This window comes from Pseudomonas sp. 210_17 TE3656 (assembly GCF_054821965.1).
Genome location: NZ_JBTRBC010000001.1, coordinates 3,245,107 through 3,260,419, shown reverse-complemented (window position 1 = coordinate 3,260,419; position 15,313 = coordinate 3,245,107). Strand labels below are relative to the sequence as shown.

Annotated in this window: 20 protein-coding genes; 8 read left to right on the top strand and 12 right to left on the bottom strand. The window is 62.5% G+C overall.

Going from position 1 to position 15,313, the window contains the following annotated elements; translation table 11 throughout:
* Positions 1–90: 90 nt before the first annotated feature.
* From ACVI9W_RS15315 to nrdR, 9 genes are all read right to left on the bottom strand, one after another.
* Positions 91–846 carry a substrate-binding periplasmic protein gene (locus ACVI9W_RS15315; RefSeq protein WP_461530422.1) on the bottom strand — a complete coding sequence of 252 codons (756 nt, stop codon included), beginning with the start codon at positions 844–846 and terminating at the stop codon, positions 91–93.
* A gap of 12 nt (positions 847–858) precedes the next feature.
* Entirely contained in the window at positions 859–1,362 is a 504-nt protein-coding gene (locus ACVI9W_RS15310) for a phosphatidylglycerophosphatase A family protein (RefSeq protein WP_038606274.1), read from the bottom strand.
* The gene (thiL, locus tag ACVI9W_RS15305; RefSeq protein ID WP_461530421.1) at positions 1,359–2,324 is read right to left on the bottom strand and encodes a thiamine-phosphate kinase; all 966 of its coding nucleotides are present in this window, start codon (positions 2,322–2,324) and stop codon (positions 1,359–1,361) included. The genes ACVI9W_RS15310 and thiL overlap by 4 nt, the downstream gene beginning before the upstream one ends.
* An 18-nt stretch (positions 2,325–2,342) precedes the next feature.
* Positions 2,343–2,843, bottom strand: coding sequence for a transcription antitermination factor NusB (nusB, locus tag ACVI9W_RS15300; RefSeq protein WP_038606270.1), 501 nt, complete (start codon positions 2,841–2,843; stop codon positions 2,343–2,345).
* The gene (ribH, locus tag ACVI9W_RS15295; protein ID WP_028944446.1) at positions 2,840–3,316 is read right to left on the bottom strand and encodes a 6,7-dimethyl-8-ribityllumazine synthase; all 477 of its coding nucleotides are present in this window, start codon (positions 3,314–3,316) and stop codon (positions 2,840–2,842) included. The genes nusB and ribH overlap by 4 nt, the downstream gene beginning before the upstream one ends.
* 87 nt (positions 3,317–3,403) lie before the next feature.
* Positions 3,404–4,495, bottom strand: a complete 1,092-nt coding sequence (gene ribBA, locus ACVI9W_RS15290; protein ID WP_191831404.1) for a bifunctional 3,4-dihydroxy-2-butanone-4-phosphate synthase/GTP cyclohydrolase II — start codon at positions 4,493–4,495, stop codon at positions 3,404–3,406.
* An 18-nt stretch (positions 4,496–4,513) separates the two neighbouring features.
* Positions 4,514–5,179, bottom strand: a complete 666-nt coding sequence (locus tag ACVI9W_RS15285; protein WP_157190994.1) for a riboflavin synthase — start codon at positions 5,177–5,179, stop codon at positions 4,514–4,516.
* A 42-nt stretch (positions 5,180–5,221) separates the two neighbouring features.
* Complete coding sequence (gene ribD / locus ACVI9W_RS15280) at positions 5,222–6,352, bottom strand: bifunctional diaminohydroxyphosphoribosylaminopyrimidine deaminase/5-amino-6-(5-phosphoribosylamino)uracil reductase RibD (RefSeq protein ID WP_461530420.1); 1,131 nt, start codon at positions 6,350–6,352, stop codon at positions 5,222–5,224.
* A gap of 2 nt (positions 6,353–6,354) precedes the next feature.
* On the bottom strand, positions 6,355–6,819 hold the full coding sequence (nrdR, locus tag ACVI9W_RS15275) for a transcriptional regulator NrdR (protein WP_038606259.1): 465 nt from the start codon (positions 6,817–6,819) through the stop codon (positions 6,355–6,357).
* 107 nt (positions 6,820–6,926) lie between these two features.
* Here nrdR and ACVI9W_RS15270 point away from each other — a divergent pair, with 107 nt between their 5' ends.
* The 3 genes from ACVI9W_RS15270 to trxA are packed head-to-tail and all read left to right on the top strand — an operon-like array spanning position 6,927 to position 8,936.
* A complete protein-coding gene (locus tag ACVI9W_RS15270; RefSeq protein WP_461530419.1) occupies positions 6,927–7,373 on the top strand; it encodes a hypothetical protein in 447 nt (148 codons plus the stop codon).
* Positions 7,373–8,032: a class I SAM-dependent methyltransferase gene (locus ACVI9W_RS15265; protein WP_038606254.1), complete on the top strand. Its 660-nt coding sequence runs from the start codon at positions 7,373–7,375 to the stop codon at positions 8,030–8,032. Before ACVI9W_RS15270 ends, ACVI9W_RS15265 begins: the two co-directional genes overlap by 1 nt.
* Before the next feature lie 31 nt (positions 8,033–8,063).
* Positions 8,064–8,936 carry a thioredoxin gene (gene trxA, locus ACVI9W_RS15260; protein ID WP_461530418.1) on the top strand — a complete coding sequence of 291 codons (873 nt, stop codon included), beginning with the start codon at positions 8,064–8,066 and terminating at the stop codon, positions 8,934–8,936.
* Positions 8,937–9,038: 102 nt separating this feature from the next.
* Here the strand turns inward: trxA and ACVI9W_RS15255 are convergent, their stop codons facing one another.
* Positions 9,039–9,386, bottom strand: coding sequence for a hypothetical protein (locus ACVI9W_RS15255; RefSeq protein ID WP_461530417.1), 348 nt, complete (start codon positions 9,384–9,386; stop codon positions 9,039–9,041).
* A 132-nt stretch (positions 9,387–9,518) separates the two neighbouring features.
* On the opposite strand from ACVI9W_RS15255, the gene ACVI9W_RS15250 reads away from it, so the two are divergent.
* The 5 genes from ACVI9W_RS15250 (at position 9,519) to ACVI9W_RS15230 (ending at position 13,437) form a co-directional block, all read left to right on the top strand.
* Positions 9,519–10,088: a DUF2796 domain-containing protein gene (locus ACVI9W_RS15250; protein ID WP_461530416.1), complete on the top strand. Its 570-nt coding sequence runs from the start codon at positions 9,519–9,521 to the stop codon at positions 10,086–10,088.
* Positions 10,089–10,135: 47 nt separating this feature from the next.
* Positions 10,136–10,855 (top strand): ABC transporter ATP-binding protein, encoded by a 720-nt coding sequence (locus ACVI9W_RS15245; RefSeq protein WP_038606243.1) that lies wholly within the window; start codon positions 10,136–10,138, stop codon positions 10,853–10,855.
* The gene (locus ACVI9W_RS15240) at positions 10,855–12,120 is read left to right on the top strand and encodes an ABC transporter permease (RefSeq protein WP_038606241.1); all 1,266 of its coding nucleotides are present in this window, start codon (positions 10,855–10,857) and stop codon (positions 12,118–12,120) included. The genes ACVI9W_RS15245 and ACVI9W_RS15240 overlap by 1 nt, the downstream gene beginning before the upstream one ends.
* A gap of 8 nt (positions 12,121–12,128) precedes the next feature.
* Positions 12,129–12,644: a DUF3299 domain-containing protein gene (locus ACVI9W_RS15235; protein WP_038606238.1), complete on the top strand. Its 516-nt coding sequence runs from the start codon at positions 12,129–12,131 to the stop codon at positions 12,642–12,644.
* A gap of 109 nt (positions 12,645–12,753) precedes the next feature.
* Positions 12,754–13,437, top strand: a complete 684-nt coding sequence (locus ACVI9W_RS15230) for an OmpW/AlkL family protein (protein ID WP_157190985.1) — start codon at positions 12,754–12,756, stop codon at positions 13,435–13,437.
* A gap of 51 nt (positions 13,438–13,488) precedes the next feature.
* Here the strand turns inward: ACVI9W_RS15230 and ACVI9W_RS15225 are convergent, their stop codons facing one another.
* Entirely contained in the window at positions 13,489–14,421 is a 933-nt protein-coding gene (locus tag ACVI9W_RS15225) for an NAD-dependent epimerase/dehydratase family protein (RefSeq protein ID WP_461530415.1), read from the bottom strand.
* Positions 14,414–15,298, bottom strand: a complete 885-nt coding sequence (locus tag ACVI9W_RS15220; protein WP_038606229.1) for a sugar nucleotide-binding protein — start codon at positions 15,296–15,298, stop codon at positions 14,414–14,416. The genes ACVI9W_RS15225 and ACVI9W_RS15220 overlap by 8 nt, the downstream gene beginning before the upstream one ends.
* Positions 15,299–15,313 lie beyond the last annotated feature (15 nt).

The window sequence follows — 15,313 nt, the reverse complement described above, 5'->3', positions numbered from 1 at the left end:
TGAAGAATAAAGTGAGCCGATTGTACCAGCATGTGCACGGGCTGCTCAGGTCGAATCTTTGCTCAAACCCATCGATAGATACGATTTGGCCTACTCCAGGCGCGCCTTCTCATCGAACGGATAGGGCTGAGACCAATGGCTGAAGATTTCACGCAACTCGCCACTGGCGACCAGTTTGTCCATTCGCTGGTCAAACAGTTCCTTGAGCGCCCGGGCCTCATCAGTTTTGCCAAAGGCCAGATACAGCGGCAGTTCGGCAATGTGCGTGCTGCGAAACCTGCGCCGCTCACCTGCTGCAGCCTGGCTTAGAACGTAGTCAACTTCAGTCTGCGCATCGATGTAGAAATCCACACGCCCGCGTTCGAGCATTGGCAAGATCCCTTCGCGACGCTGCACTTCCCGGTACTCGCCGACATTGGGCAGGTAGTCCTGATAGTCATAGCCGCGCACCCAGGAAAGCTTGAACTGCCCCAGGTTCTCCGGGGTCGGCACAGGCTTGCTGGTAAGGCTCAGGGCGTAGATATGGTCGGTGTCGAAATTCCACCGCGGGTAGAGGTTGTCGGTGCTTTCTTCGTGATAGGAGCCGACCCAGGCATCGGCTTCTCCGCGCTTGACCAGGCCAATTGCCCGGCTGTACGGCACGCTGAGCACCTCTACCTTGACACCGGCCGGCTCGAACACCTTGCGCAGGATATCCCAGGCAATACCCGTACCGTCAGCGTTGGTGTAATCCTCCCAGCGCTCACTGGCCAGCCTTACTTGCTTGGGAACTTCGATTGTCTCGCTGGCGTGAACACCGTTGGCGACCAGCGCCAGAATCAACAGGACTACTCGCCATCCACGCATTGCACCACTCCCTTAAGTGACACTCCATACAAGCACCTGCATACCCAACCAAGCGAAGACGCCCGCCAGCACATCGTCAAGCATGATACCGACACCGCCGTGCACATGGCGGTCAACCCAGCGAATCGGCCAGGGTTTAAGGATGTCGAAAAAGCGGAACATCAAAAAGCCCGCCAACAGCCACTGCCAGCCTTCGGGGACCAACCACAGGGTGATCCACATGCCGACCATCTCGTCCCAGACAATGCCTTCATGGTCATGAACACGCAAGTCATCGGCAACCTTGCCGCACAGCCAGAAGCCGAACAGCATGGTCAGGCCGAGCATCAGCCAATAGCCCCAGTCGGGCAACATCTGCCACAACGGGATAAACGGCAAAGCTACCAGCGAGCCCCAGGTTCCCGGCGCCTTGGGCAAGGTCCCGGAGCCGAAGCCGAATGCGAGAAAGTGCCACGGATTGCGCCAGACCGACGGCGGAACGTTCTCCGCAGGCACCTGATTGGGGTGATCGGTCACGGTTGCTCCCTAAAATGTTGATAGCCCCGGGTTGTCGGGGTGATGTCCTGTCCCTGGCCGTCCACCAGGCTGACGCCAGCGCCAGTGCCCGCACGCCCCACCACATGGATCGGCCAACCCGCAGCCAGCAGAGGTGCCAGCTCGGTTTCAGGCAAGGTGAACGCCAGTACATAGTCGTCGCCGCCGGCCAGTGCGGCCTGTTGAGCGCCTGCATGACCGAAGAACGCTTGCAGTGCAGCAGACAACGGCAGCCGATCCAGCTCGACCTGCAGCGACACCTGCGAAGCCTTGGCGATATGCCCGCAGTCGGCCAACAAGCCATCGGAGATATCCAGCGCCGCAGTCGCCTTGCCGCGCAGCGCCTGCCCCAGGGCAAATTGCGGCTGCGGCGACCAGTAATGGGCGAGCAACGGATCGGCTACAGCGGGATCGGCCTGACGCTGGCCGAGGACCAAAGGCAAGGCGCCGGCGGCATTGCCCAGCTCGCCGCCGACACACAGCAGGTCGCCGGCGCGCGCGCCACTGCGAGTCAAGGCCTGGCCTGCCGGCACACGACCGAATACGGTCATGGTCAGGCTCAACGGGCCACGGGTGGTGTCGCCACCGATCAGGCTCAGCCTGCAAGCCTGAGCCATCTGGTTCAGTCCGCGGGCATAGGCCTGCAGCCAGTCGGCACGCACTTCTGGCAGGGTCAGGGCAAGGGTAAAACCGATGGGTGTAGCACCCATGGCAGCCAGATCACTGGCGGCAACAGCCAGCGAACGCTGACCGAGCAGAAAAGGGTCGCAGACAGCCGGGAAATGCACCCCGGCCACCAGCGTGTCGGTGGAGATCGCCAGTTGCTCGCCAGGCGGCAGGCTGAGCAAGGCACAATCATCGCCAATGCCCAGCGCAACCGCTTCGCCGCCTTGCGCACAGGGCGCAGCGGCGAAGTAATGGCGAATCAGCTCGAACTCACCCATTGGCAATCAGCGCCGCAATCAGCGCTTGAACGCCTTTACTTCGGCTTCACGCAGCCGCGGAGCCAGCTTGTCGAGCACACCGTTGACGAACTTGTGGCCGTCAGTGGCACCGAACACCTTGGCCAGCTCGACGCCTTCGTTGATGACGACGCGGTACGGTACATCAGCGCGCATCATGAACTCCCAGGTGGACAGGCGCAGTACCGCCAGTTCAACTGGATCGAGCTCTTCAAGGGCCAGGTCCAGGCACGGCTTCAGTGCTTCGTCGATCTCGACTTTCTTCGCCGGAACCCCGTGGAGGATTTCGCGGAAGTAGGCACCGTCGACATCGGTGAAATCGTTATCGACCCGGAACTGCGCTTCGATCTCGTTCAGCGATTGCCGGGCCATGTGCCATTGATACAGTGCCTGAGTCGCGAGCTGACGGGCTTCGCGACGCTTGGCGCTCTTCGATGGCTTGCCAGCATCCGCAGGTTTTGGATCGCGCGGGTTGAAACGATCGCTTTCGTCGCTAATCACTTGGCCTCCAACTGCGCCAGCAGGCTGACCATTTCCAGAGCGGACAGGGCCGCTTCGGCACCCTTGTTGCCGGCTTTGGTGCCGGAACGCTCAATGGCCTGTTCGATCGAATCGACAGTCAGGACACCGAAGGCAACCGGTACGCCGAACTCCATGGACACCTGGGCCAGGCCCTTGGTGCACTCGCCCGCTACGTATTCGAAGTGCGGGGTACCGCCACGAATCACTGCGCCCAGGGCGATGATTGCAGCGTATTCGCTTTGTTGGGCGACTTTCTGTGCTACTAGCGGGATTTCGAAAGCACCCGGGGCACGGATAATGGTGATGTCGCTTTCGCTCACGCCATGGCGAACCAGGGCATCAACAGCACCGCTTACCAGGCTTTCGACGACGAAGCTGTTAAAGCGGCCAACCACCAAAGCATAGCGACCTTTGGGGGCAATGAAGGTACCTTCGATGGTCTTCAGGGTCATTGCGAGTTCTCATCTTAAAGAGCCAGGCCGCAAATGGCGGCCTGTGAGGGTTTGGGACACGAATGGCAGCGCGACAAACCGCCTGCTTTATTCGGAGGGCACGTATTCTACAACTTCCAGATCGAATCCGGATATCGCATTGAACTTCATTGGCGAACTCATCAGGCGCATTTTGCGAACGCCCAGGTCGCGCAGGATCTGCGAACCGGCACCGACGGTGCTGTAAGTGGTCGGGGTTTTCGCCGGCGCGGCATCGGCGCTTTCGCGGATATGCGCCAACAGCACGTCGCCTTCCAGCGGGTGACCGAGCAGCAGCACGACACCGCTGCCAGCCTCGGCAACCGCGCTCATGGCGGCACGCAGGCTCCAGCGGCCCGGTTGCTTGACCATCAGCAGGTCACGCAGCGGGTCCATGTTGTGCACGCGCACCAGGGTCGGTTCTTCCGCGCAGATGTTGCCCAGGGTCAGGGCCATGTGCACGTCACCTTCGACCGAATCGCGGTAGGTCACCAGGTTGAAACTGCCCAGTTCGCTGTCCAGCGGCTGCTCGGAAATCCGCTGAATGGTACGTTCGTGGATCATCCGGTAGTGGATCAGGTCGGCGATGGTGCCGATCTTGATGCCATGCTCGGCAGCAAAGGTTTCCAGCTCTGGACGACGCGACATGGTGCCGTCGTCGTTCATCACTTCGCAGATCACCCCGCTTGGCTCGAACCCGGCCATGCGCGCCAGGTCGCAGGCAGCTTCGGTGTGGCCGGCGCGGGCCAGGGTGCCGCCAGGCTGGGCCATCAGCGGGAAGATGTGACCGGGGCTGACGATGTCTTCGGCCTTGGCATCACGGGCGGCGGCCGCTTGCACGGTGCGCGCACGGTCAGCGGCGGAGATACCGGTGGTCACCCCTTCGGCGGCTTCGATCGAAACGGTGAACTTGGTACCGAAACCCGAACCGTTACGCGGCGCCATCAGTGGCAGCTTGAGCGTCTCGCAGCGCTCGCGCGACATCGGCATGCAGATCAGGCCACGGGCGTGCTTGGCCATGAAGTTGATGTGTTCGGCCTTGCAGCACTCGGCGGCCATGATCAGGTCGCCTTCGTTCTCGCGGTCTTCGTCATCCATGAGGATGACCATTTTGCCCTGGCGGATGTCTTCAACCAGTTCTTCGATGCTGTTGAGCGCCACGCGGCACCCCCTTTCAAATCAGGATTTCAGGTAGCCGTTGGCGGCCAGGAAACTTTCGGTAATGCCGCTGCCGGTGTTCGGCTCGGCGGCTTTGTCACCCAGCAGCAAACGCTCCAGGTAACGGGCCAGCAGGTCGACCTCAAGGTTGACCCGACGACCTGGACGGTAGTCGGCCATGATGGTTTCGGCCAGGGTATGCGGGACGATGGTCAGCTCGAACTCGGCGCCATCGACGACGTTCACGGTCAGACTGGTGCCATCGACGGTGATCGAGCCTTTGTGGGCAATGTACTTGGCCAGCTCCTTGGGTGCACGAATGCGGAACTGGATGGCGCGGGCGTTATCGCTGCGCGAAACCACTTCGCCTACACCGTCGACGTGGCCGCTGACCAGATGGCCGCCCAGGCGGGTGGTCGGGGTCAGGGCTTTTTCCAGGTTGACCCGGCTGCCGCTTTTCAGCTCGTTGAAGGCGGTGCAGTCGAGGGTTTCACGGCTGACGTCAGCCCAGAAGCCATCGCCAGGCAGCTCGACCGCAGTCAGGCACACACCATTGACAGCGATGCTGTCGCCGAGTTTGACGTCGCCCAGGTCGAGCTTGCCGGTTTCGACATAGACCCGCACGTCGCCACCTTTGGGCGTCAGCGAGCGGATGCTGCCGATGGATTCGATGATGCCAGTAAACATGAGTCCTCCTCGAGAACAGGGCTGCGCGTGGCTAGCCTGGAATTATACGCCGGACGCCGGCACAGGGATGGCAGTGACTCGCCAGTCATCGCCTACCGCGCGCATTTCAGTGATTTTCAGCTGCACCGCTTCATTCATGTGGTTCAGCGGCCAGTCCAGCAACGGACGGGCACTGGAACCGAGGAACTTGCCGGCAACAAAGATCTGGTATTCATCGATCAGGCCAAGCTGGGCAAAGGCCCCGACCAGGCCGGCACCGGCCTCGAGCAGCACTTCACTGGTGCCACGCTGCGCCAGTTCGCGCATCAGCGCAGGCAGGTCGACCCGGCCGCCCTCGCCCGGCAGGCTCAGCAGCTCATGGCCGGCTTCGGCGTAACGCGGGTCGTCGCTGGCGGCAGTGACCACCAGCGCCGGGCCGGCCTGGAAGAACGGCGCATCCAGCGGCAGGCGCAAGCGGCCATCGACCAGCACCCGCTGGGGCGGACGCGCCAGGGCCAGGGCTGTGGTTTGCGGATCGAGGCCCAGCTCGTCAGCGCGCACCGTCATCCGCGCCTTGTCGGCCAGTACGCTTTCGGCACTGGTCAACACCACGCTGGAGCGTGCTCGCAGACGCTGTACTGCTGAGCGCGCGGCGGGCCCGGTGATCCACTGGCTTTCACCGTTGGCCATGGCCGTGCGGCCATCCAGGCTCATTGCCAGTTTGGCCCGCACGAAGGGCAGACCGCATTCCATGCGCTTGAGAAAGCCCGGGTTGAGCGCGCGCGCCTCGGCTTCGAGAACGCCACTGGCGACTTCGATGCCGACTTCGGCCAGACGCTTGAGGCCTTGACCTGCGACTTGCGGGTTAGGGTCCTGCATGGCGGCGACCACCCGCGCCACGCCAGCCTTGACCAGCGCCTCGGCACACGGCGGCGTGCGCCCGTGGTGGCTGCACGGTTCAAGGGTGACGTAGGCACAGGCGCCACGGGCCAGCTCGTCGGCCTGACGCAGCGCATGCACTTCGGCGTGCGGCTCACCGGCACGCACATGCCAGCCTTCGCCGACGATCTGGCCGTCGCGAACAATCACACAACCGACGCGCGGATTCGGGTGGGTCGAATACAAGCCCTTGCGGGCCAGTTCCAGGGCCCGGGCCATGTAATGGGCGTCGAGTACCGCGCGTTCGTTGGACATGCTCATTCTTTAGCCGGCTCACGGGCCAGGCGGTCGATTTCTTCGCGAAACTCGTTGAGGTCCTGGAAGCGCCGGTAGACCGAGGCGAAGCGGATGTAGGCGACTTCATCGAGCTTCTGCAGCTCGTTCATCACCAGCTCACCGACCACCAGCGATTTGACCTCGCGTTCGCCGGTTGCCCGCAGCTTGTGCTTGATGTGCGCCAGCGCCGCTTCCAGGCGCTCGACGCTGACCGGGCGTTTTTCTAGGGCGCGCTGCATTCCGGCGCGCAGTTTTTCTTCGTCGAAGGGTTGGCGGCTGCCGTCCTGTTTGATCAGGCGCGGCAAAACCAGCTCGGCGGTTTCGAAGGTGGTGAACCGCTCACCGCAGGCGACGCATTCGCGCCGGCGGCGCACTTGCTCGCCCTCGGCAACCAGTCGAGAGTCGATGACCTTGGTGTCGTTGGCACCGCAGAAGGGACAGTGCATGGTGGCAGGCAACAAAAAAAGGGAGGGCCATGGTAGCGCATCCCACTGGCAAGACAAGCCAAAGGGGTTACCATCCACTCAGGAAATATGCCGCGAAGGAATTCCCCATGCCATTTCGAGCGCTCGTTGTGCTCAGTCTTGCCGCCTTGCTGGCAGCCTGCAGCAGCGATCAACCCCAGACTGCACCGGCCCCAAAAGCACCGGTTGCCAGTAAAACCGCGAAAAACCTCGGCCCTTTGCCGGCCTATCAACGTGAATTGAGCGGAACCTTGCTCAATATTCCGGCCGGTGCCGAAGTCGAACTGGCCTTGCTGGTCATCGATGACCGCGGCCGCCCGCAAGACCTGCTGGCCAGCAGCACGCTCAGCAGCAATGGCCTGGACCTGCCGTACCAACTGCGCTTCAACCCCGAAGCCTTCCCGGCCGGCGCGCGGGTCGAATTGCGCGGCCGCGCGAGCAAATCCGGGCAACTGATCCTGCACCTGCCGCCTGTGCGGATTTTCCAGGCGCAGACCCAGGCCACCGGCCCGCTACGTTTCGAACGAGCGCCATAATGGCACCCGCACCTTTACAACAGGCCTTGGGCGAACTGCTCGGCGATGCCCGCCTGGTGGTCAGCGACCTGCCTGAGTGCGCGCTCAAGCTGTGGCTGATCGATGCCGAGAACATGGACCGCGAATTCAGTTCGGAAGAAACCCGGCGCATCCTCCACGAGCCGCCGTACTGGAGCTTCTGCTGGGCCAGTGGCCTGGCCATGGCCCGCTACCTGGACCAGCACCGGCACTGGGTAGAAGGCAAGCGCGTGCTGGATTTTGGCGCCGGCTCCGGGATCGCCGGGATCGCAGCCGCCCGTGCAGGCGCTCTTGAGGTCGTGGCCTGTGATCTCGACCCGCTGGCCCTGCAAGCCTGCCGGGCCAACGCCGAGCTCAATGGCGTGGAGCTGAGCTATTCCGAGGACTTCTTCCAGGAAGCCGACCGTTTCGACCTGATCCTGGTGGCCGACGTGCTCTATGACCGGGCCAACCTGCCACTGCTCGATGAGTTCCTCAGCCGCGGCCAGCAAGCCCTGGTGGCCGACTCGCGGGTACGCGACTTCAGTCATCCGCTGTACCAGCCTTTGGGCGTGCTGGAGGCCCTGACCCTGCCGGACCTGGCCGAGCCCCACGAATTCCGCCGGGTCAGCCTGTACCACGCCAGCCGCCAGCCTTTATAGTGATGTCATTCACGGATTTTCGAGAGTCGCGATGAGCCAAGACACACCCTATGTTTTCGATACCAGCGCTGCCGATTTCGATCAGCTGGTAATCGCCAACTCCCACCACAAACCGGTGCTGGTGGATTTCTGGGCCGAGTGGTGCGCCCCCTGCAAGGCGCTGATGCCGCTGCTTGCGCAAATCACCGAAAGTTATCAAGGCGAGCTGTTGCTGGCCAAGGTCAACTGCGATATCGAACAGGACATCGTTGCCCGCTTCGGCATTCGCAGCCTGCCAACCGTGGTGCTGTTCAAAGACGGTCAGCCGGTCGACGGTTTTGCCGGTGCCCAGCCTGAGTCGGCGATCCGTGCGCTGCTCGAGCCGCATGTGCAAATGCCGCCGCCGGCTGCTGCCGATCCGCTGGAGCTGGCTCAGGGACTGTTTGCCGAAGGGCGCTTCAGCGAAGCCGAATCCACGCTGAAAGCGCTGCTGAGCGAAGACAACAGCAATGCCGCTGCCTTGATTCTGTACGCCCGTTGCCTGGCTGAACGCGGTGAACTGGGTGAAGCCCAGACCGTGCTGGATGCGGTCAAGAGCGATGAGCACAAGGCTGCCCTGGCCGGCGCCAAGGCTCAGCTGACGTTCCTGCGTCAGGCCGCGAGCCTGCCGGAAGTTGCCGACCTCAAGGCGCGTCTGGCGAAGAACAGCGAGGATGATGAAGCGGCCTATCAGCTGTGCATCCAGCAGCTTTCCCGCCAGCAGTACGAAGCGGCGCTGGACGGCATGCTCAAGCTGTTCATGCGTAATCGCGGTTATGAAGGCGGCTTGCCGCACAAGACCTTGCTGCAGGTGTTCGATCTGCTGGGCAATGATCATCCGTTGGTGGGGACTTACCGGCGCAAGCTGTTTGCTGCCTTGTATTAAGCATCCGGCCCCATCGCCGGCAAGGCCGGCTCCCACAATGGAACATGGTGATCTCCGAACCCTGTGGGAGCAGGCCTTGCCAGCGATGAAGCCAGCACAGACTCACCCCACCCAGTGATAAACCGGCGCATCCGCCCCGCTTTCGACCTTCACCTCGGCACTATGGCGCAAGCGCACCAGCAGGCGCTTGCCCGCTGCAGTACTCCCCGCCAGCCCTTCCAGATGTTCAAGCAACTCGGGCCCATTGAGCTGCCCGGCGTTGCGCAATACCTCACGTGCCGCCTGCCAGAGTGCGTCATCCGGCCGGGCATTGGCCACCGATGCCACTGCAGCAGCCGTCGCGACCGGCGCCACAGCCGCCAATTGTCCGCCCAGATGCGCCCATTCCGCCGGGTCCAGCTCCAGGGTCAAATCCACCGGCCAATCGCCGATATGTCCACGAATTCGCACGGTCGTTTCCTCTACTCAGTGACGGGCTCCATGCTCCCACGCCGACGATCCGTCGCCAAGCGCACTGGCACCTGCAGAATAAGTTGTTATAACATAACCAAACATATCCTGTGCCCTCGTGGAGTCCTGCCCATGCGTCGCCTGTTCCTTGCCCTGCCGTTCGCCTTGCTGCCCCTGGCCGTTGCTCATGCCCATGAGGACCACGAGCACGATCATGACCACGCTCATGGCAGCCTCGCCGCCCATGAGCACGGCGTCGCTCGCCTCAATGTGGTTCTCGATGGCAAAGCTCTGGAGCTGGAACTGGACAGCCCGGCGATGAACCTGGTTGGTTTCGAGCATGCGCCCAGCAGCGCTGCCGATAAAGCCAAGGTCGCCACCGTGCGCGCCCAGCTGGAAAAGCCGCTGGCCTTGTTCGCCTTGAGCAAGGCGGCCAACTGCAGCGAAAACGATCAGGAACTGGAAAGCCCGCTGTTCGGCGACAAGCCAGCGGCGGATGATGACGGCCACGCCCATGACCACAGCGACATCCATGCGCACTACCGACTCAATTGCGAGAAGCCCGAGCAACTCACCAACCTCGACCTGAGCCCGCTGTTCAAAGCCTTCCCCGCCACCCAGAAAATTCAGCTACAACTGATCGGGCCAAACGGTCAGCAGGGCGTCGAAGCGACCCCGGCGAAAACCACGATCACCTTCTGATAGCCCTTTTGCAGCGAAACGCCCCGGGGTAACCCGGGCGTTCATTTATGAGCCAGGCACTGATTGAACTGACCGACCTGGGCTTTGCCTGGCCGGGCCAAGCCCCCCTGCTGGAGATTCCCGCCTTGCGCCTGGAAGCCGGCGAATCGTTGTTTCTCAAAGGCCCCAGCGGCAGCGGCAAAACCACCCTGCTCGGCCTGCTCGGCGGTGTGCAGGTACCCGACCGCGGCAGCATCCGCCTGCTTGGCCAGGACTTGAGCAAGTTGAAACAGGGCGCCCGTGATCGCTTCCGCGTTGATCACACCGGCTACATTTTCCAGCAGTTCAACCTGCTGCCGTTTCTTTCCGTACGGGAAAACGTCGAACTGCCCTGCCGCTTCTCGCGCAGCCGCGCGCAACGCGCCGCCGAACGCCACGGCAGTATCGACCAGGCAGCCGCCAGTCTGCTCGCCCACCTTGGCCTGAAAGATCCGGACTTGCTCGCCCGCCGCGCCGACAGCCTGTCGATCGGCCAGCAGCAGCGGGTCGCTGCCGCCCGCGCGCTGATCGGCCAGCCGGAACTGGTGATCGCCGATGAGCCGACCTCAGCCCTCGACGCCGACACCCGCGAAGCGTTCATTCGTCTGCTGTTCGCCGAATGCCGTGACGCCGGCTCCAGCCTGCTGTTCGTCAGCCACGACCAGAGCCTGGCCACGTTGTTCGACCGCCAGTTGTCACTCGCCGAGCTCAACCGCGCAGCCCTGCCAGCCAACGCTCAGGAGGCCTGATGTACCTGCTCCGTCTAGCCCTGGCGAGCCTCGCCAACCGTCGTTTCACCGCCTTTCTGACCGCCTTTGCCATCGCCCTGTCGGTGTGCTTGCTACTGGCCGTTGAGCGGGTACGCACCGAAGCCCGCGCCAGCTTCGCCAGCACCATCAGCGGCACCGACCTGATCGTCGGCGCCCGTTCCGGTTCGGTAAACCTGCTGCTGTATTCGGTGTTCCGCATCGGCAATGCCACCAACAACATCCGCTGGGACAGCTACGAACACTACGCCAGTGACAAGCGGGTGAAATGGGCGATTCCGATTTCACTCGGTGACTCGCATCGCGGCTACCGGGTTATGGGCACTACCGGCAGTTACTTCGAGCATTATCAGTACGGCCGCAAGCAAAACTTGCAATTGGCCGAGGGCCGCGCGTTCGCCACCGACCCGTTCGAAGTGGTGCTGGGCGCCGAAGTCGCCCAGGCCCTGCATTACAAGCTCGGTGACAAGCTGGTACTGGCCCACGGTGTGGCCGCCATCAGCCTGGTCAAGCATGACGACAAACCCTTCACCGTGGTCGGCGTGCTGCAGCGCACCGGCACCCCGGTGGACCGCACCCTGCACATCAGCCTCGGCGGCATGGAAGCGATTCACATCGACTGGCACAACGGCGTACCGGCCCGTGGTGCCGGACGGATCAGCGCCGAGCAGGCGCGTGACATGGACCTCAAGCCCGCCGCAATCACCGCGTTCATGCTAGGCCTGAACAACAAAATCGCCACCTTCAGCCTGCAGCGCGAGATCAACGAGTACCGCAATGAGCCGCTGCTGGCGATCCTGCCAGGGGTCGCCCTGCAAGAACTCTGGAGCCTGATGGGCACTGCCGAGCAGGCGTTGTTCGTGGTCTCTCTGTTCGTCGTGCTGACCGGGTTGATCGGCATGCTCACCGCCATCCTCACCAGCCTCAACGAGCGGCGCCGGGAGATGGCCATTTTGCGTTCGGTCGGCGCCCGTCCGTGGCATATTGCCGGGCTGTTGGTACTTGAGGCGCTGGCCCTGGCAGTGGTCGGCATCGCTGCCGGTCTGGGCTTGCTGTACCTGGGGATTGCCCTGGCCCAGGGTTATGTACAGGCCAACTACGGACTGTTCCTGCCGCTGGCCTGGCCGAGCGCCCATGAGTGGAGCCTGCTGGCGATCATTCTCGGGGCCGCACTGCTCATGGGTAGCGTGCCGGCCTGGCGTGCCTATCGGCAGTCTCTGGCCGACGGTCTGTCCATTCACTTGTGAGAGCTTTGATGCCACGCATTCTGCTGTCGATACTGCTGCTGGTGAGCACGCCCTTATGGGCGGACGAGCCCCGCACCCTGGAATGGCCGCAACTGATTCCCGCCGGTGCGCCAATCGTCCAGCCGCAACTGGCGCCGCTGCATGACCTGTCGCAATTGAGCGATGCCCTGGCCGCCGAATCGGCTCCGGCCGCCCACCAGCAGGTGCCAAACGCCCCGGTGGTCAAGGCCCTCGATGGCCAGCAGGTGAAGTTGCCGGGCTACATCGTGCCGCTGGAAGTCAGTGAAGAAGGTCGCACCACCGAGTTTCTCCTGGTGCCCTACTACGGCGCCTGCATCCACGTGCCGCCGCCACCTTCGAACCAGATCGTGCATATCGTCAGTGAGATGGGTGTGCGCGTCGAGGACCTCTATCAGCCCTACTGGATCGAAGGCCGGATGCAGGTGAAAAGCACCAGCAGTGAACTGGCCGACGCCGGTTACCAGATGGAAGCCGAGAAAATCTACGCTTATGAACTAGAATGATTGGCCCCACACAATGGCTTTGACGCTTTCATTGAGCTGGGTCAAATCGCGAAAATAATGGCTCTTTACCATTGGACGTACCAATTCTAAACGTCCTCTGGGAGCTTCCATGAACAAGTCCTTGCTCAGCGCCTCGCTTTTCGCCTTGGCGCTCGCAGCCCCTGTTGCCCACGCCCACCAGGCTGGCGACATCATCGTGCGTGCCGGCGCAATCACTGTTAATCCCAACGAGGACAGCAGTGACATCAAGCTCGACGGCACCAAGGTGTCCGGTACCAAGGCGACTCTGGATAGCGATACCCAACTGGGCCTGACCTTCGCCTACATGCTGACCGACCACATCGGCCTGGAACTGCTGGCCGCCACGCCGTTCCACCACACTGTCGGCGTCAAAGGTCTGGGCCCTGGCCTGGATGGCAAGCTGGGCGACATCAAGCAACTGCCACCGACCCTGTCGCTGCAGTACTACCCGATGGAACCAAGCTCGAAGTTCCAGCCATATGCCGGTATCGGTCTGAACTACACCATGTTCTTTGACGAAGACCTGGACAGCAACCGCAAAGCCCAGGGTTTCAGCAACCTGAAAGTCAAAGACTCGTTCGGTCTGGCCGGTCAGTTGGGCATGGACTACATGATCACCGACCACTTCCTGGTCAACGCCGCGGTCTGGTACATCGACATCGACACCAAGGCCACCATGGACGGCCCGACCGCTCTGGGCGTCGGCAAGACCAAGGTCGACGTAGATGTCGATCCATGGGTCTACATGGTCGGTGTTGGTTACAAGTTCTAAGGCTGCGGGGCCTGGGAAAGAAAAAAGCGGCGATTAAATCGCCGCTTTTTTTTATTCTTTGCCGAGCAATCGGGCCAGGCCAACGGCCAACGGCGTGGGCTGCGGGAACTCGAATCGCGCCAGCAGCCGCTGGTTGTTCGCCCGTGAGTGGCGAATATCGCCAGAGCGCGCAGGCCCGTGACTGATCGCCGGCAATTCGCCCAGCACTGATTTGAGCGCGTCCAGCAACTGATTCAGGGAAGTCGCCTGGTTCAGGCCGATGTTGATTGCCCCCTCTTCAACTTCCCGCAACTCCAGCGCCTGTACCATCACCGCGACCAGATCGGCGATGTAGAGAAAATCACGGGTCTGCTCGCCATCACCGAACAGCGTGATGGGGGTACCGTTCAAGGCGCGCTCGCAGAAAATGCTGATCACCCCGGAATACGGCGAAGACGGATCCTGGCGTGGCCCGAAGATGTTGAAGAAGCGGAACACCACCGGCTCCAGACCATGCTGGCGACGATAGAAGTCCAGGTATTGCTCACTGGCCAGCTTGTCCACGGCATAGGGCGTGAGGGGCGCCTTGGGAGCACCTTCCTCGATCGCCAGGCCTTCGCCGTTGTTGCCATAGACGGCCGCGCTGGAGGCAAACAGCACCCGCTTGATGCCATTGAGGCGCATGGCTTCGCAGACATTCAAGGTGCCGATGAAGTTGCTCTGATGAGTTTTCACCGGGTCGTCCACCGAGGCCTGCACCGAGGCAACGGCGGCCAGATGCACAACCGCCTGGCAGCCTGCAGACGCGCGCTTGACCAGCTCAGCGTCAGCGACATCGCCTTCGATCAGCTCAAGCCTGGGGTTGGCCATTTGCAGGTTGGCGGGTTTGCCGGTGGACAAGTCATCGAGAACCCGTACCGCGTAGCCTTTTGCCAGCAGCGCATCGCTCAGGTGAGAACCGATGAAGCCGGCGCCACCAGTGATCAGAATTGGGGCATCAGCCATGACGATAGAATCGATCCAGTAAGGGTGGCAAACCCGAGCGCCAGGCGCGGGGCTTGATACCGAAAGTGTGCAAAATTTTCTTGCAGGCCAGCACTGCATGTTGCGGTTCTTCGCTGGCATCCGGACGTGCGGCATGGGCCTGCGCGGTCGGTGCGGTAACAGCCAGTGGGTGCAGCTGCGCCGCTTCGGTGAGGATAGCCTGACCGAGCGCCAGCGGCGTGGTGGCTTCGTTACCGGCGTAGTGGTACGTCCCCCACAGCGGCGCGGCGCAATCGAGCTGCTTGAGCACCGAGAGAATCACCCGTGCAGCATCGTCCACCGGCGTTGGATTGCCCCGCCGATCATCGGCCAGGAGCAATTCCTGAGGCTGTTCGGCGCGGGTCAGAAAACGCCCGAGCACGCCATCGATGCTCTCGTCGAGCAACCAGCCAAAACGCAGCAGTACGTGCTGCGGGCAGGTCGCCCGTACGCTCTGCTCGATCCGCCACAGTGCCTGACCACGCAGGCCCAGGGGCACCGGCTCATCTTTCTCGCTGTAGGCGGTGGCGCGCGAGCCATCGAACACCCGGTAGCTCGAAGGCTGGACCAGAATGATGTTGTGGTGCTGGCACAGTTCAGCCAGGCGCTCCACCGAGCGCTCCTGCTGAGCCAGGCGCTTTTCGCTGACGGACTCGGCCTGGAACCAGTCGAAGTAATAGGCCAGGTTCACCAACGCGTCGGGGCGGGTGTCGTCCAGCAACTGGGTCAGGCTGGCCGGGTCCCAGCCGTGCTCTGGCGGACGCGGTGCCAGAAAGCCGATATCTTCCTCGGCCCCGAGACGAATCAGCGCTTGCCCAAGGGCATTTCCACCACCCAACAGCATCAGGCGCATTCGCATAGAGTCAGCAGGTCC